The following is a 17,860-nucleotide window of genomic DNA, read 5'->3' on the forward strand; positions in this document are numbered from 1 at the left end:
CAGGAGCTTTTTAAAAATCTAAAATTATTTCTTCTTGCCGTTTACAGCATCCTTAAGAGCCTTACCAGCTTTGAACTTAGGAACTGTAGCTGCAGGAATCTTGATAGCTGCGCCAGTCTGAGGATTCTTACCTGTTCTAGCTGCTCTCTTAGCAGTCTCAAATGTACCAAATCCTACAAGCTGAACTTTGCCTTTCTTCTTAAGCTCTTTAGAAACAGCTTCTGTGAAAGCTTTAACAGCCTTCTCTGAATCCTTCTTAGAAAGACCAGTTTCCTTTGCGATAGCATCAACAAGTTCTGTCTTATTCATGGATAATACCTCCCTCAAAATGAGAATTTTTAACTACAAATAAAATTTTACACCCATTTTATGCGCCTTACAAGACATTTGATGCGAAAAAGTGCCAAAAATTGTAATATTTTTTAGTGCACTATTCTGAAAAACCGCAAATAACAAGACTCTTTTGTAAAACTACATCGTAGATACAGTTGTTGTATATAGTTTCTTAAAATAGAAACTTGAAAGACACAAGGAGGCAATCTCTGCTATAGGGAATGCCCACCAAACATTGGCCAGAACGCCGGTCTGAGCAAGTAACCATGCTGCAGGAATGAGAACAACTAGCTGTCTTCCAACAGAAACAATAAGAGAGTAGAAACTCTTGGAAAAAGCCTGGAAAATAGAGCCCATAGCAATACAGAATCCTGCAAGAGGGAAGGACAAGCTTATGATCCTAAGAGCGGGTCTTCCTATTGCAATCATATCCTCAGATGCATCAAAAAATGAAAGAAGAGTATCCGGGATTGATAAAAAGCATATTGTACCAATGATCATTATGGAAACGGCCAGCGTCATAGCGAACTTTAAAGCCTCTTTTATCCTGTCTTTATTGCGTGCACCATAATTGTAAGCAAGAACAGGAATAAGGCCATTATTAAGGCCAAATACAGGCATAAAGAAGAAACTCTGAAGCTTGAAATAAACTCCAAATACAGCTACAGCAGTTGAACTAAATGCACCGAGAATAAGGTTCATAAGGAAAGTCATAACAGAGCCAATAGACATCATAAGGATAGATGGAACTCCGACATAATAAATGTCTTTTATGATTCTGGCAGAAGGAGCAAAGATCTTTTTAAAGCTTAAATGTATCTCGTTGTTGAATTTAAGATTACAGAAAAGACCAATAGATGCACCTATAACCTGTCCGAAAATTGTTGCATAGGCAGCACCAGCTACACCAAGCTCTGGGAAAGGTCCGATTCCAAATATAAGGAGTGGATCAAAAATAATGTTGATCAGTGCGCCAGTAGCTTGTGAAATCATACTAAAAAATGTTTTTCCAGTAGACTGCAAGAGCCTTTCGAAGGTAATCTGGAAAAATACACCAAATGAAAGAAAACAAATTATGGAAAGATACTGAATTCCATATTCCCTAATAATAGGATCAGTTTCCTGAGCTGAAATGAAAGGGACAGTTACAAAAAGGCCAATAAAAAGAAAAACAATATAGTTAAATACTGTTAATAAAAGTCCTGTATTTGCAGCACTATCAGCGTTATGGAAGTTCTTTTCACCAAGAGATCTGGATAAAAGAGCGTTAATACCGACACCTGTTCCGGAACCAAGCGCGATCATGAGGTTCTGCATTGGAAAAGCCAGTGTAACAGCAGAAAGAGCACTCTCGCTGATCCTTGAGACGAAGATACTATCTACAACATTGTACAATGCTTGAACCAGCATAGAGATCATCATGGGCAGAGACATAGAAATGATCAGTTGTTTTACGGGCATAATGCCCATTTTGTTTTCTTTGTTCATACTTATTCCTTTACACATAAAATTGACAATACGAAGAAAAAGTATAGCATGATACAACGGTCAATTCTAGAAGCAGAATAACCTATAATAAAATTCTAGCACGGAATGTTGTTGTTAAAAAAGAATAATATGATTATAATCTTTTGTGTTGTAAAGGAGAGAAAATATGGGAATGTACTTGTTAAAACCTGCATGTAAGGACTATTTGTGGGGAGGACATAAATTAGTAGACGAATATAACGTGGAATATGATGGCGATGTATGTGCAGAGGCATGGGTAATGTCTTGTCATAAAGATGGCAATTCAATAATAGCAAATGGTATCGAAAAAGATAAGACACTGTCTGCGGTTATTGAAGAAAAGGGAAGAGAAATATTAGGAAAAAACTGCGAAAAATATAAAGATTTTCCTATACTAATTAAGTTTATAGACGCTAAAAAGCCTCTTTCAATTCAGGTTCATCCAGATGATGAATATGCTCTTAGCCATGAGAATCAGTATGGAAAGACAGAAATGTGGTACGTCTTAGAGGCAGAGGAAGGCGCATATTTATATCAAGGCTTTGAAAAAGAAATATCAAAAGAGGAATTTGAGAAAAGAATCAAGGAGAATACTCTCACAGAGGTTCTTCACAAGGAATATGTAAAGCGCGGAGATGTGATCTTTATAACTCCTGGAACACTGCATTCGATAGGAGCTGGTCTTCTCATAGCAGAAATACAGCAGAGTTCAAATGTTACCTACAGAATATATGACTTTGGAAGAGTGGGCGCAGATGGCAAGCCAAGACAGCTCCATATTCAGCAGTCTTTGGATGTTACAAAGATTGAAAAGCCTGTTAAATACAAGTCTTTAGATGAACATATGGTTAATTGTGATTTCTTTTGCGTAGACAGGATAAAAGCCAATGATAAGGCCTATGAAGATGTTGCTGATGATAGCTCTTTTGTCAGTCTTCTGGTAATAGGAGGAGAGGGAAGGATTAGCGCAGAGGGAGAAACTCTAGAGGTTAAAAAAGGAGACTCTGTTTTTATAACTGCTGGAGCTGGCAAGTATAGCGTTGAAGGAAACGTAGAAGTCATAAAAACAATAGTGCCATAACTAAAAATTTAGGGCTAAAATTCGAGTTTTAAAAGAATAATGATAAACAAGATGTAAAAATTTAAAAGAGCCAGAAAAGGCATTTAATTACCTTTTCTGGCTCTTTTACTATTTTGTACGTAAAAAAGTGATTACAATGACTTAAATCTCTGGGTGGTTTCGCTGAGCTGTTCAGTAATTTCGTTGTTCTTATCGATGGCTTTAGAGATTTTCTTGATACCACTAACAATTTCTGTTGAGTTCTCTGCAGAAGAAGTAATAGCTGTACTGCTCTCACGAATGGAGTCAGTGATCATTTGCACAGACTGAACCATTTCTTGCATGATGGAATTAAGGTGTTCTGCTTTATCATCAAATTCATGAAGCATATCATCCATGATATCAGCGGTATGTTCATATTTTTCGCCTGTAGTAACGAATTCGTCGTAATCACCCAGAACGGTTCCATTAATATAGTCAAGGGCTGTCTGAGCATTTTGGGCAAGTTTATTAACTGCCTCTGTAACTTCGTTACTGATAACCTGAATATTTCCAGCAGTTTGTCTGGAATTATCTGCCAGAGCACTGATCTCTGATGCAACGACAGCAAAGCCTTTGCCAGCTTCTCCGGCTCTTGCGGCCTCAATAGATGCGTTAAGAGCAAGGAGGTTAGTCTGTGAAGCAATTTCAAGAATAACGTTAGTGAGTTCTCCAATCTGGCTGACTTTTTCGGAATCCTGTACAGATTTGGAAAGAACATCCGAAAGCTGAGAAACCTGGTCTACAGCGTCGGACTTCTTCTGATTTACTTTTTCCTTGAGCTCTTGTGCCTCCTGCTTGATAGAAACAGCAGTATCAGTGCCGGACAAAGCCTGATCAGTAATAGCCTGAGCAGCAGATCGAACATCATCAACCCTGTCATTGATTGAAGAAACAGTACCAGAAAGGGTTTCCATATTTGCAGAGAGCTCTTCAAGAGCTGCAGAAGTGTTTGTAACATTGTCATCTGCAAGCCTTAGCTGTGAAGAAACCTCTTCGGAAGCACTAGTAAGGACTAAAGATCCATTTTTGACATCTTTCATGATGCCTTGAAGAGTTTCAATAAAGTGATTGATACCAGTTGTGATATATAAAAGTTCAGACTTGGTCCGGGTGTTCACCCTGGTGGTAAGATCTCCGTTTCCTTCCTCAATATTAGTGATCATGCCATTAACTTCATCACTAATAGATCTGATCTTTCGGACAATGTTTTTATAGCAGATAAGGAAATTAACTATAATGAGGAATAAAATAACAATTGTTCCTATTAAGGCAGTGTAATTTCCTGACTGTAATAGGGCGTTCATCTGAAGAGTAGTTGCTGCTGCTGAATTTGAAATTGCATTATCCAGAGTTTTTGTGGAGTGGAATATAGCAATTTTCTGGATCTCAGCTTTATCAAATAATATTGTATAGGCACTGGTCTGATCACCAGCGTCGCACTTAGCAATAGCTGAATCTATAAGGCTGATCATTCGCTCATATTGAGCTGAAATTTCAGCTAATTGCTGATGCACATTTTCATCATCGTAGGATGCAAAATCTGCTTTAAGAGTTGCTATATCATCCTTGATGGTGCTTTTTGCGATTTCAATCTGTGGCAAGAGAGCTTCCTGAGTCTCTTTAGCGCCAGCAGAGATATATCCCGTTGTCTGGTCATATAGTGACATTACATCGCTTTTTAAAGCAGCTTCATGTGTAGTAAGGTCCATCATATGATCAAACAGGGAAATACTATTGTTTGTAGAAGTTTTCATGGACTGAATGACCAGCGCCATCACTACGGTAAAAGCTACCAGCATTAAAAGATTAAGGGCAGATAGCTGAAAAACAATAGAATCTTTTGTGCGTATCTTGATTTTTTTCTTTTCGTTCACGATGCTACCTCCTCCTTATAATTTCTGATACCACTCTGTGGTGATCTTCTGTACCTCTTTTACAAATCCATCCACATCTACTTCTCCGGTGGCAAGTTTATGGAAGGCAAAGGCGATACCCTTCTGTCCGAGGTTTTCTGGCATATCCATCCAATGCCAACTGGAGGTCTTGCCGGCTGAAATATACTGAGAAATAACTGGCGCAAATGGGTCTGAGGCCACATATTTACTATCTTTAAATGGACTGATAAATCCAGCCTTTTCTACGAGTATCTGCTGCGCAGAGTCCTCAGAGCACCACTGGAGGAAGGCTTTTGCTTCTTCTGCATTTCCTTCTTTTGGTACAGCCCACCAGGATGGAGCGCTGGTAAGAATAGTATCCATGCCGTCCTGGAAGGCATATGGAACCATGCCTACTTCAAAATTTCCTGCAGCAGCGTATTCACTGGCAGCATCACCTGTCAGAGTAGCGCCAATCCAGGAACCCTGAGTGATGAATGCATATTTGCCTGAAGCAAAGTTAAGAACCTGATCGTTGTAAGCACCTTCTGCAACAAGATCAGGATCAGAATACTGGATAAAAAGATCCATCATCTTGGCAAAATCTGTAAAACGCTCAGTATCAAGTTTTCCTCCATCGTTTAAAAGATCTATGTAGGTTGTGTCAGTTCTGGAAAGACCAGAATCTATGTAGACTCCAAAAATGTGATTACCACTGGACCAACCCAGGTTTTCTGGCTCAGCGCAGTAGCCAACAACAGCTTTTAACCCTAGCTGATCCTTTTTGGCATCTACAGCTTCTATGGCAGCCTTTAAGGACGAAGGTCCGGTGATTGATGCTGGGTCAACACCGCATTTGCTGAGAATATCTGCATTATAAGCTAGCCCGATAGCCTCTGTGGTGTAAGGAAAGCCTAGAGTTCCGTAGGTATTATCAACGTATGCAGCATCTGTGCGGCTGACCCAATCCTGATCACTCATGTCTTCTAGAAGACCCTCCCAGTTTCCAAAACCGGAAGCCTCACAGGCAATAATGTCTGGCATCTGATCTGACAAGTAGTAGCCTTTTAGCGTAGCCTGAGCGTCTACACCAGCAGGAAGAAGTATAACCTCAACAGTAATTCCTGTCTCTTGCTGATATTTTTTAGCTAGCTCATTTATTTGATCATTGACTTCGCTTTTGATATTCAGAAGACGTAGAGTTCCAGTGAATGGAACATCCGCAGATACTTCTTCTGTTTCTGCCTTTTGTCCGCAACCGCTTAAGATTGCACACAAAAAGAGCATTGTACAGATTAGATAACTACATAGTTTTTTCATGGCAGCATCCTTTCTAAAGTAAAAAAGAACTAAATTGTGCACAATGCACACAAAATAATACGAAATGTCATACAATTATTATCGCGCGAAGGGCAACGTCAACCAATTAAAAATTGATAAACAATTGCAAAAAGATAATTAAATCAGGATTTTATTTCTTTGGTTCCTATATCATTAAATATCTATTAAGTCTATTAAATTTCGGACAAAACTAATATTTTTATATGTAAATATCGATAAAATATATATGAGTATTTGACTTTAATTTAGTTGAAAATGCGGAGAAAAAGTATGAAGAAGAGTCTTTTATCAATCTTTTTAGCAGGAGTTCTTTTCTTTTCAAATATTGGGATGACCTCATTTGCGGTTGAACGAGAGCAGGATGCATCAGGAGCGGATGTAAGTTCACAGGAAGATGGGGAAAAAGAAAACGAAAAGGCCCTTGATATATCTGAAGAAGAGGAAATCAGTTATTACAAGATAACTGATTTTACTGCTCTGCCCGAAAATATTTCGCAGCAAAAGGTAAGAATAGGAGCAAGAATAGAGGATATTGATTTTCCAGATAGCCTTGAAGTGAAGGTAGAACCTGATCTTGACCGCGAGGACAGGATTATGAGAAAGCTTGCACAGGAAAGGGAGCGCATCAGAAAAGAAAAAGAGCTTGAGGAAGCAGAGGCTGCATCAAGCGCTAGCAGTGATGAAGCAGACGAAGCGGCTTCAGAAGGCAGTTCTTTTGACGAGGACGAGGAAGAAATCATTATCTTTGATGATGGTGAGCAGATAGATGATGCAAGCGAGCTAAGTCAGGAAGAAACAGAAAAAGATAAGACTATTGAAGAAACTATAACAGATGCGCCAGCTACAGATAGTACAATTGCCCCTTCTGAGCCTGCTTCAGGTACTGAAGAGAGTGCTGATTCTATTGGAACAGGAGAGGGAATTACAGAAGAACAAGTCGATGAGAAAGAGCCAGGTTCTGAAGATGAAAATATAGGAAATGAAGGCGATGGAGCAGAAAACAGTTCTGACCAGGGAAATTCTATGGAGACTCCTGGTGCTGAGAATACATCAGAGAATGGCCTTATTGGAAGAATTCTTGATGCATTTAGAAGTGTAAGAGTTTATGCGGCGGACGATTCCAAGGAGGATAAAGAGGAATCTAAAGATGATTTAGATATTTCTGAAAATGAAAAGACAGAGCAGACATCAGAGCCCAGCATAGAGCGCATTTCAGGAATAGAGTGGGTGCTTGAAGCAGAATACAATGATGGAGTTGATTTCTTTAGTCCGGATCAGGATGGACAGATTTATCTTTTCACTCCAGTGCTGCTAATACCTGATAATTACTATATTGAGGACGAACTTCCAATAATCACTGTTATTGTATCTGATGAGTATTTTGCTTTTGATGAGGCAGTGGAAGTAGATGACGTCACTATCCGCGTTCGCGCAGATAAGGGCGTATTTCCTGAGGGAGCTAGTGTTTTTGCCAGAAAGCTTGCTTCAGAGGACCAGGAAAAGATTCAGGCAGCTTTTGATGAACAGGTAGAAGTAGATACCGAGAGTATCGTTAAGGAATATACCTTTGATATCACTGTTCTTGACAGAGATGGCAATGAAGTAGAGCCAGACACTGACAAGGGCCGCGTTTTCGTGTCCTTTGAGACGGAAGAAGTTGCAGATGAGAGCCTCAGCGCAGAAGTGTACCATTTTGTGGAGAGCATAGATGAAAATGCAGAAGCAGAGCCAAAAGAAAACGAAGCAGGCGATATTGAAATCGGCGATGAAGATGTGGAATTTGATGTTGAAGAGAGCGAACTTGGCGGAGAAAGAGGTAACATAATCTACTCTGACGACGTGGTCTTGTTTGTCGAGAAGCTTGAGCCTGAGGTTGTTGAAGTGGATGAAGGCCAGGCAATTGAGGTGGAGACATTTGGATTCTCGACGTATACGCTACTATTTAAACTTACAAATTCTATTACAGCGGAAATAAGCTATTCGCCAATTAGTTTAGAAGAATTATTTGATGCAGAACATAGTCCTGACAGTGATAATACAATGGGAACTGTCACTTCAGTCTCATTCGATTCTAAATATGATTCATATATTTACAAAGGAATATTAAATTATTCAGTAAACAGTGGTCACCATATTGCTAATACTAACGCTGATGGACTCTATAGTGAAGGATCAATTACTGAAGGATCATATGAATATTTCCTGATAGTAAGAAGGCCATTTGGCAAGATTTTTCCAGAAGGAATAGAAATAAAGGTTTCATATAAAACTAAAACGTCATCAGGCACTACAGAAACAGAATATCCTGTAACAATTAAGGACACCAGCAATGTGGAATCAGCTATGGATAATTACAATTATCCAACAGCTACCGAACTAGGCGCCAAAGCCATTACTCTGGAAATGCCTATGTCAACTATAAATGGCGGAGCGCTATATCAGTGGGAGAAAAAGGGACCTGCAGATAGTGAGTGGACAGATATTCCATTGGCCAACACTGGAAAGTATCACTATGCTAATTCAACAAATTTCGAATATGAAGGTTATTGGCTAAGGTGCACTGTTAATGGCGTGCCAAGTAAAGAAATCCAGATAGTTACACCAGGAGGCGATTCGAGAACCTGGACTGCTCCATATGGCTCAAGTGACCAGTGCTATGTAAGTGATGGAAAGATTGCCTACACTATTTGCACTACAAGTGGAACAGCAGCTGATCCTAGTAAAAAAATCTTTGACATTGTTGGTGATTTTCAGGATGGTACTACCAAGAAGATGATGTCTACTACCAATGGCGGCGAGGGGTGGAGAATCTTTAGTAATCTTACTCCATCATCTCCAGAATCATTGGCAAATATAGGATGGACTGGTGATTCATACAATATGGATTACATGTATTTCTCTTTTACTGAGGATCACAAGCTTCATGTAACAGCTCAATCTAAACTATCAGGCGCTTATGACAATCTGGCTTTTGGTGCGCAATGCAAGGTGGGTTCTACATCAAGTAACCTTGCAATAGCCAAAGCAGATTCTAGCAAGTGCTTAACCAATATGGCAGTCATTGGAGGAACTAAAGAGGCTGCTCAGAAAGAAGTAAACAACGGAACAAATGGAATAGCTTCAGTTGTTATAACCCCTTCAGGCAATAATTTCTCTAGATATTTTGTAGGTGCAAATAATGCAATTAAGCCGTACCATGATCCAACAGGTTATAATCCTACAACTGAGTATACTGACAGCAATATAGGTATAGCCTTTGGCTGGACAGGACTTACAGGCAAAGCTGAATTTGACATTGCTGTAGGCGGAGTGTCCGAGACAAATGCTCTAGTGCCTGTTTCTAAGACTGGAGACTCAAAGTCCTATTCACTTAATTCAAATGTAAAGACCTTAAAGCTTTCCAGTGATGCACCGCTTGATTCCTATGCCAAGAGTGACCAGGCAGGTGGCATAAATGATACCGTTAAGATTGAGCTAAGGTTCAACAGTGGTTCATCAAATGGAAAAACGGCAATAAGTAATATACTTCCAACGTATGCAAAAACAACTACTACGACTACAACATCGAATGCATCAGGAACTAATAGTAACAGTAATTCTAGCACTACGCCATATTCAGCAGATTACTTTGATGTAAATGTCAAGAATTATAAGAATGGAAGCACTTCAGGAATAACTGTTGATGAAATCAATGATAAGGTTGTGATCGAGGTTAATTACAACTTTGAGAACAAAGAGAACATAAAGGTCTACAGGGACCATAATGGGGCCAGTGAGTTAAAGCAAGACGATTCAGGTGCGGAAGGAACCTGCAGGATAGATAAAGACAATGGCAAGATCTATATATACACCAAGAAGTTTTCAACTTACGCTGTTGCCTACAAGCCAGAAGTTTACTACACCGTAACCTTCAAGGATGGCACTAACACAAACTCAGTCAAGGTAAAAGCCGGGGAGAAGGTGGCAAGGCCTACAGATCCAGTAAAAGAGGGGTATACATTTGTTGGCTGGTTTAAGTCGACGACTTTGGCTAGTAGTTCTACAACATCGTCATCCTCTAGTAGCAAGGTTTCTGCCACAGATGCGTTTGATTTTGAAACGCCGATCACAGCTAATATTGTGTTGAACGCAGGTTGGACTTCCACCAAGGATACTAAAGAGAAAAATGCTGATGACGGGGATGTAAATGGTGCTCGTGCACCTGGAACCAACGATAGTCTGCCGATAGTATGGTTGTGGGTATTGGTGCTGATTGCAGGAGTTAGTTCTTTTGGCTACGCATTCTATGAGAGATTTAAGGCAAAAGGCGGCGAAACCAAAGCCGGAGCGAAGATGAGTAAGCTAAAGAGAATGATACTGCTCGTCGGAATTGTAGTTTCAACAGTAGTTAAGTTCCTGATAAAAAAGATAAAACAGCGCAAGTATGAATGTATGCTGGCTGCAAGCGCGGTTCTGATACTTATTTCTGTGGTCACTTTGGTGAGTACTTGCTTTGAGTACCGCAGATCAGAGGAAATCTACATAGATGTCAATGATGAATATGTGGATGAGAATAGAGAAAACGCAGATGAAGTGGTAAATGCAGAGGATGGAACAAGTAGTGCCACTAATGCAGAAGACATCTGGTGGAAGGATGCAAGCGTTGATGTAGCAGGGCTTTCTGCAGAGTATCCTGATGTGGTAGGGTGGATATACTTTGAGAATGAGGACATCAGCTATCCTATCATGTATTCAGGCGACAATTCCAAGTACCTTGGCACAGCTTACACCGGCCAAAAAGCCAGGGCAGGTGCCATATTTATCGATGGTGAGTCCACACCTGATTTTTCTGACCCCCATAGCCTTATCTATGGCCATAATATGAGAGATCTGTCAATGTTTGGACGCCTGAAATTCTACAAGACAGATGCTTCATATTATGATGAACATCAGTATTTTCAGGTGTTTACCAAGGATGGAGTCTATAGATATCAGATATTTGCCTATGAAGAAGTTCCAGATAGTCATGATGTATTCTGGGTTTATGGACAGGAACCCGAGGGAATGGATACATTGTTAAAAGAGATAGAGCAAGGCTCATACCGTAAGACAGGCGTAAATCCTACTGAAGGAGACCATATAATAACACTTGCTACTTGTACATCGAAGGAGGATAGAAGGCTTATCGTCAGCGCTGTCAGAACAGATGAACATAATTTCTAAGATGAGATAATTAAAATTTATAATTTCCGGAAAAATACTAACCAAAGGTTAGTATTTTTTCTTTTTAAACCATCTTAAAATTTTAAATGATGACGCCACTAAAGACGTCAGTGGTAAATCGTTTCTTATGAGAAAGGTGGGATTAGATGAGTAAAAAGTTTTTGACAAAATTACTTGCACTTACTATGTGCGCAGGGCTTATCTTACAGCCTGTAACTGCTTATGCAGACACTCCAGTCACGGAAGAAGTGGTAGAAGAAACTGCTGTGGAAAAAGTGGCTGAAGGAGTTTCAGAAGAAGCTGCTTTAGAAAAAGCGCCGGAAGAAGTAGTAGAAAAAGTAGCCGAAGTAGTCCCTGTAGAAGAAAAGAGCGTTATTTTAAGTGCGCCTATTGAGCTTTTGCCACTTACAAATGTAAAGATTGAGAATGGTATACTAACTTTAGATCCTTATGCTGAAGGGTGTTTGTACCGTATCGAAATAGCTGATATTGATGATTCTATGGTCTTTGAAAGTGAGGAAATTAATCTTGCTGAGGCTTTTGTAGCATTTAATATTGCGCCTGGTTCATATACTCTCATTTTAACAGCTGTTAATTATGTTGGCAGTGGCTATGAGACCATTTCTCTGCCATATGAATTTACATATGAATATAATGTAGAACCAGATCCAGAGCCAGATCCAGGACCTCTACCGAAGATAATATATTTCAGTGAAGATTATGTTTCCAGTAGTGATATAGACTCGGTGCCTGGTTATGGCAAGGAGTGTGTAAGTCCGGCATTCTCCAGCGAAACCCCCGAAATAGAGTATACTTTCGAGGGATGGCAATTAGAAACAAAGAATCTGGATGATTCTCGATTTCATGATGGATGGATGTCTGTATCTTCATTTTTTGCTTCAGGATATTATAGAGCTGTTTTATCGGTTAGTATTTCTGATGAATATCCTAACTATGCTTTCAACCCTGATTTTAAACTTTTTGTAAATGGAGAAGCATGGAATCTTATTCCTGTAGGTGTTATTCCTGATAATAGTGACATAACTAGTCTTATCTTCGTTTCTAATGAATATTATGTAAATTATGAAGAACCTCAGAAAACAGCTATTAGCGAAGTGCTAGTAAATACTGACACGGCACTTACCTTTACAATTGTTGATTATGGTTTTACTAAAGCAGTCGCTTTTAGAGCAGATACTGTGGGTGTTAAGGCAGATTTCATAAAATGGCTGCAAAAGACTGATGATGGTAATTGGGAAGACTACAACGAGGAAAGATTCAATGTTGGCTATTATAAAGCACAGTTTTCTATAGAAATTGAGTCTGAATATGCTGATCAATATGAATTTGATGAAAATGTTAAATGCTATTATGACTTGAATAGGGAGTGCGAATTTGTATCAAAGGAGAATACTCCTGATGGCACTAAACTGATTTTTAATACTCCTGATTATTATTCAAAGTATTCGGATGGAAGACATGTTTCCAGAATAAGAGCGTATGATGGAATAATATATTATGATCCATTTAGAGGAGCAAGCAAATATGAAATAAAAATCCAAGGAGATTCTTATTATACAGAGGAAACTTCTTTTAATGCTATAAAAGTATTTTATGAAAAGGATTTGCCTTTTGGATCATATATGGTATCTATCAGAGCTGTAGATGCTGATTTGTGGCCAATGACAGATGAAACGACACTTTACATTACATACAACAATTTGCCACCTGAGGGCAAAAAGAAGATTACGACTATCGAAACCACATCGGATATTGCAGAAATATTCGTAGATGGTGAGAAGTATAAAGATCCAACATTCATTGGACCTACTGCTATAAAATTTGTTAATATCAATTGGCTTAAGTTCTTGCATGAGCAGTATATACCGGTTAGATCTGATGACAAGGATTATTTCTCAGAGGGACAGTATAGATACGAAGTATTGGTATTTATAGATAATAAATACCAATATACGCATGAGCTTTCAGAAGAGATAAAGCTTTTTGTTGATGGTAAGGAATGGACCATTGATGAGAAAATGTCTAATGGATCGGGTAGATATTTCTTGTCGCCTGTATTTACAATTGGAGATGAGCCTATAGATCCAAATCCCGATCCAGAAGAGCCTAAGGGCACATGGAAGACAAAGTGGGGCGCTACATACTACGAGACAGAAGATGGAGATAAGCTTACCGGCGTTCAAAAGATTGGAGAAGACTATTATCTTTTCAGCGATAGAGGCACACTTCAGAGTAATGTGTTCTATGAAGAAAATGGCAAGACATATTATTTTGGAAAAGATGGTAAGAGGGTAACAGGTTGGAAGGATAAGTGGTCTGCAACTTACTACTTTGATGAAAATGGCGTGATGGCGACAGGGTTTACTGATATTGAAGGCAATACATACTACTTCAAGGCAGACGGAAGGCTTACGAAGAGTACATGGATAACAGTTGGTACCGATAAATATTATACCAAGTCTGACGGAAAACTGGCCAAATCAGAAACTATATTGAAATGGGGAAAGAGATATACCTTTGATGAAAATGGTGTTCTCGTAAAATAGGATAAAGTGAAGCGGCTCAGCCTATTTGCAGGCTGAGCCGTATTTCTATGCGGTTTAGTTAATCGCTGTTCCATTTACATAGAGGGTGTAACCATTGCTATCTACATTTGAAATATCTCCATCAAAGGATGTGATATAGGTATCTGCGGTCAGAGTCCAGGTGCTGTCATCATCCAGAGTTACATTAACTTCGCCAACTTCTGTGGAAACAGTGTCTCCTTTGGCATTTGTGATCTCACCACTGATAGAGCCGGTAAAGGAAGATCCCTCTGTGAGGTTAAGTGTAAGGGTTGAATTGCTGCCTACAAGGATTGTTCCTTCAAGGGTCTGGTTTACAGCATTAACAGTTGCGATATTGTCGGCGCCACTCCATCCGTCATCGCAGACAGAGAGAAGGATATTTTCTGAATCCTTGTTGGTGATCTTAACGTTGTTTAAGCTGATAACAGCATTTGTGTTTGTTACATGGAACACATGGCCATTTTCACTGGTAAGGCTGCCGCCAGTCATATCAAAAGATGAAGTACCGCTATCTGCATCACCTGACATGGACTGATAGATCATGATAGAGTCAAGGAAAGTAGCGTTTCCATTCATTTTTGTGTTGTTGGCAGTCATATCACAGTCTGTAAGTGTGATAGAGTTCATTCCTTCAATACATACAGCTTCTGATAAGTTTGAAACCAGTGTTGCGTTAGAAACTGTAATATCAGCTGTTGAGTAGATTGAAGGTGAGCCGAGGCCATTTGTTGTATAAGTTCCGCCATCAACAGTAACTGTTCCGCCGCCGCGGTCTGTACGGATAGCTGCAGATGACTGGCCGCTGGTTTCTACTGTAAGATTTGATGCCTTTGTGATTCCGCCACCAGTTGTCATGATACCGCCTGAGCCATCACCCGTTGTAGTGATTGTTGAATCTGAGATGATGACTGTTGTTCCATCTCCTGATGCCCCATTCTGGCCACCATTTCCACCATATGAAAATACACCGTTTGCGCCATCTGCATCAGATGTAATGTTTGCATCTGTAATAGTTGTTGTAGATCCGTCTTTTACAAGGACTGTAGCATTAAGTCCGTAGAAATTGCAGTTGTCGCCTCCGTCAGAATCACCTGTCTTGGTAACTGTTGCATTTGTAATTGTCACATCATCACTTGTTGCAATTAAAAGTGCGCTTTCATCAGCAGTTGTGCTCTCATAGGTCTGACCGTCCTGTGAATCACTGCTTGTGATTTCTACAGCTCCAGAGTAATCTATGTCAGCGCTGCTCATTCCACCGCCGCCAAATCCGCCTCCTGGCGCATCTCCAGGTGCTCCGTCAGGCTTTTCTCCACTAGGTGGCTCCCCTGGGGCTTCCCCGTCAGGAGCTTCTCCATCGGGCTTTTCTGGTGCTTCGGCCTGTTCCTGAGATGATTCCTCCTGTGAGTTTGCGTCTGAAACCACTTCACTACTTACTTCTGTCGCTGTTGTGTTCTGGCTGCAAGCCGAAAGTGACATGCACATAAGTGTTATAGATACGTATGGAATTAGCTTCTTTATTTCGATTCTCTTCATTTTTTACTCCTCGATTCAAAAGGTTTTGTGGATCTTGTTGAATGAAGAATACCAATAGAACCTTAAAATATCCTAAAAACAAAAAACGCGATATGATTTTATAGATTTGCCCGGAAACGATTGTTTGTAGTAAACTGTGATGCAGCAGGCAAAGACATAAAGGGCATGCGCAGAGCATCATCTTCAAGGAAATAAGTAGTTATGACAGATAAAGAATTTTTTACAAAATACGGGCAGAGGTTGAATGATCAGCAGTTAGAGGCAGTGCAGACAGTGGAAGGACCAGTTCTTTTACTGGCGGTTCCAGGAAGCGGCAAGACAACAGTTTTGGTCAATAGGCTTGGTTATATGCTTTATTGTAAGGAAATAGCACCAGAGCACATTTTGACATTAACATACACGGTTGCGGCTACAAGGGATATGGCTGCAAGATTTGAAAAGCTTTTTGGCGGTGAATTTGGCGGAAGGCTTGAATTTCGTACCATAAACGGCATCTGTGCTAAAATTATAGCCCATTATGGAAGACTAATAGGAAAGAGCTCTTTTGAACTGGTTACAGATGAGAAGATCACAGGCAAGATCCTGACTGACATTTATCTTAAGGTGGTAAAAGAGTACCCGACAGAGAGTGATATTAAGGCTATCCGCACGCTTATAACCTACTGTAAGAACATGTGCCTTACAGAAAAAGAGATAAAAGATTTAGGAAAAGAGCAGGGAATTGATCTTAATAAGATATATGAGTTATATAACAATGAGCTTAAGCTAAGAAGCCTCATGGACTACGATGATCAGATGATCTACGCTTACAGAATGCTGAAGGGGTCAAAAGATCTTCTTTCTTACTACCAGAACGAATACAGATATATCTGCGTTGATGAAGCCCAGGATACTTCCAAGATCCAGCACATGATAATTGCTCTTCTATCAGGAAGGAATGGGAATCTTTTTATGGTAGGCGACGAGGATCAGAGTATTTACGGATTCCGTGCGGCATATCCTGATGCGCTACTAAACTTTGAAAAAGAGCATTCAGGCGCCAAGGTCCTTGTAATGGACAAGAACTACAGGTCCAATGCCAAGATTGTTCAGGCGGCAGACTATTTTATCCAGAATAATAAGAGTAGGCATGAGAAGCATATGTGCGCTACTAAGGCACCTGAAAGTGATATCAGACTTGTTTCTATGAGTAGCCGTGAAGCGCAGTACAGCTACCTTCTGAAAGTGGCGCAGGATGTGGACTCCCAGACTGCTGTACTATATAGAGATAATGAAAGTGCCCTTCCTCTTGTGGATATTCTTGAGAGAGAAGGGATATCATATAGGATCAAGAGCGCAGACATGGGCTTTTTTACCCACAGAGTTGTAGTTGATGTGACTAATATGCTGGAGTTTGCACTAAGACCGGCTGATCCAGAGCTTTTCATGAAGATATATTTCAAGTTTCAGACCTATCTTAGGAAGCCAGAGGCTGAATCCATGTGCTATATAGCGGATAATAGCCATTGCGGGATCCTGGATGCGGCTGAACAAATTGACATAAATAAAAGAGTGTTAGGTAATCTGCGCTCTTTGCGCACGCATTTTAAGAATATGGCTACAGAATCTCCATATAAAGCAATAAACAGACTTGATAAGTTTATGGGCTATGGAGAGTATCTAAAAACCAACAATATTGACACCAATAAGCTCTTTATACTGAAAATGCTGGCCAAAAAAGAGGATAGCATAAAGTCCTTCCTTGATAGATTGGAGGAACTGCGACTTATCATATCGGAAAAAGAGCCGGATTATGGCGCAAAATTCATCCTGTCAACAATTCACTCCAGTAAGGGCCTTGAGTACGATAATGTGATACTGATGGATGTTGTGAACGGAGTTTTCCCAAGTAAGGTTGTAAAAAAGGCGGATAAGGCCAGTCCTCAGGATATCAGGGACTTTGAGGAAGAACGCAGAATCTTTTACGTTGGAATGACCAGGGCAAAAGACAGGCTCACAATCTTTAAATATGATGATAAAGGATCTACATTTGTAAAAGAACTAACAGGTAAAGATAAGAAAACAAGCGTTACGCAAAAGCAAAAAAATCCGCCAAAAATCGCGGCTTCGCCGCTTTTTGTTAAACCAGAAGCCAAAAAGACGGCTTCTGGGAATGTGCCTAAGCAGTTAATAATCGGGGAGAGGGTATTTCAAGAAAAATATGGCGCCGGCGTGATCGCTGATGTCAGCTATGATGATGATGAAATTCCCACCAAGTTTACTGTAGAGTTTGACTCTGGCAAGGAGAAGATTTTCGTCTATCCCTTTGCCTTTATTACCGGCATGAAGATATTAGAAGAATCATAATAGTTAGCAATAAAAGACTGTCGTAAATCCGT

9 protein-coding genes are annotated in these 17,860 nt (G+C 39.9%); 4 read left to right on the forward strand and 5 right to left on the reverse strand.

All coding sequences use genetic code 11. The features are described 5' to 3' along the window. Window positions 1–24: 24 nt before the first annotated feature. On the reverse strand, window positions 25–309 hold the full coding sequence (locus G631_RS0112120; RefSeq protein ID WP_013282588.1) for an HU family DNA-binding protein: 285 nt from the start codon (window positions 307–309) through the stop codon (window positions 25–27). 162 nt (window positions 310–471) lie between these two features. After that, window positions 472–1,821 carry an MATE family efflux transporter gene (locus G631_RS0112125; RefSeq protein ID WP_242829101.1) on the reverse strand — a complete coding sequence of 450 codons (1,350 nt, stop codon included), beginning with the start codon at window positions 1,819–1,821 and terminating at the stop codon, window positions 472–474. A 166-nt stretch (window positions 1,822–1,987) separates the two neighbouring features. Here G631_RS0112125 and G631_RS0112130 point away from each other — a divergent pair, with 166 nt between their 5' ends. Continuing rightward, window positions 1,988–2,923: a type I phosphomannose isomerase catalytic subunit gene (locus G631_RS0112130; protein WP_026489677.1), complete on the forward strand. Its 936-nt coding sequence runs from the start codon at window positions 1,988–1,990 to the stop codon at window positions 2,921–2,923. 131 nt (window positions 2,924–3,054) lie between these two features. Here the strand turns inward: G631_RS0112130 and G631_RS0112135 are convergent, their stop codons facing one another. Continuing rightward, entirely contained in the window at window positions 3,055–4,818 is a 1,764-nt protein-coding gene (locus G631_RS0112135) for a methyl-accepting chemotaxis protein (protein WP_026489678.1), read from the reverse strand. 15 nt (window positions 4,819–4,833) lie between these two features. Further along, window positions 4,834–6,138 carry an ABC transporter substrate-binding protein gene (locus tag G631_RS0112140; RefSeq protein WP_026489679.1) on the reverse strand — a complete coding sequence of 435 codons (1,305 nt, stop codon included), beginning with the start codon at window positions 6,136–6,138 and terminating at the stop codon, window positions 4,834–4,836. Window positions 6,139–6,429: 291 nt separating this feature from the next. Between G631_RS0112140 and G631_RS20310 the strand changes: the two genes are divergently transcribed. Both G631_RS20310 and G631_RS0112150 read left to right on the forward strand, forming a co-directional pair. Continuing rightward, the gene (locus G631_RS20310; RefSeq protein WP_051197211.1) at window positions 6,430–11,361 is read left to right on the forward strand and encodes a class B sortase; all 4,932 of its coding nucleotides are present in this window, start codon (window positions 6,430–6,432) and stop codon (window positions 11,359–11,361) included. Window positions 11,362–11,507: 146 nt separating this feature from the next. Continuing rightward, the gene (locus tag G631_RS0112150; protein WP_026489681.1) at window positions 11,508–13,928 is read left to right on the forward strand and encodes an N-acetylmuramoyl-L-alanine amidase family protein; all 2,421 of its coding nucleotides are present in this window, start codon (window positions 11,508–11,510) and stop codon (window positions 13,926–13,928) included. A 54-nt stretch (window positions 13,929–13,982) separates the two neighbouring features. Here G631_RS0112150 and G631_RS0112155 read toward each other — a convergent pair whose 3' ends face one another. Next, window positions 13,983–15,482 carry a hypothetical protein gene (locus tag G631_RS0112155; protein ID WP_026489682.1) on the reverse strand — a complete coding sequence of 500 codons (1,500 nt, stop codon included), beginning with the start codon at window positions 15,480–15,482 and terminating at the stop codon, window positions 13,983–13,985. A gap of 201 nt (window positions 15,483–15,683) precedes the next feature. Here G631_RS0112155 and G631_RS0112160 point away from each other — a divergent pair, with 201 nt between their 5' ends. Continuing rightward, a complete protein-coding gene (locus tag G631_RS0112160) occupies window positions 15,684–17,828 on the forward strand; it encodes an ATP-dependent helicase (protein WP_026489683.1) in 2,145 nt (714 codons plus the stop codon). Window positions 17,829–17,860: the final 32 nt, after the last annotated feature.

The organism is Butyrivibrio sp. XBB1001 (assembly GCF_000424505.1).
In the GTDB taxonomy this organism is placed as follows: domain Bacteria; phylum Bacillota; class Clostridia; order Lachnospirales; family Lachnospiraceae; genus Butyrivibrio.

Coding starts and splice junctions, on each gene's coding strand:
- G631_RS0112130 (WP_026489677.1), top strand. CDS start 1,988: ATGGGAATGTACTTGTTAAAACCTGCATGTAAGGACTATTTGTGGGGA.
- G631_RS0112155 (WP_026489682.1), bottom strand. CDS start 15,482: ATGAAGAGAATCGAAATAAAGAAGCTAATTCCATACGTATCTATAACA.
- G631_RS0112160 (WP_026489683.1), top strand. CDS start 15,684: ATGACAGATAAAGAATTTTTTACAAAATACGGGCAGAGGTTGAATGAT.
- G631_RS0112150 (WP_026489681.1), top strand. CDS start 11,508: ATGAGTAAAAAGTTTTTGACAAAATTACTTGCACTTACTATGTGCGCA.
- G631_RS0112125 (WP_242829101.1), bottom strand. CDS start 1,821: ATGAACAAAGAAAACAAAATGGGCATTATGCCCGTAAAACAACTGATC.
- G631_RS20310 (WP_051197211.1), top strand. CDS start 6,430: ATGAAGAAGAGTCTTTTATCAATCTTTTTAGCAGGAGTTCTTTTCTTT.
- G631_RS0112140 (WP_026489679.1), bottom strand. CDS start 6,138: ATGAAAAAACTATGTAGTTATCTAATCTGTACAATGCTCTTTTTGTGT.
- G631_RS0112120 (WP_013282588.1), bottom strand. CDS start 309: ATGAATAAGACAGAACTTGTTGATGCTATCGCAAAGGAAACTGGTCTT.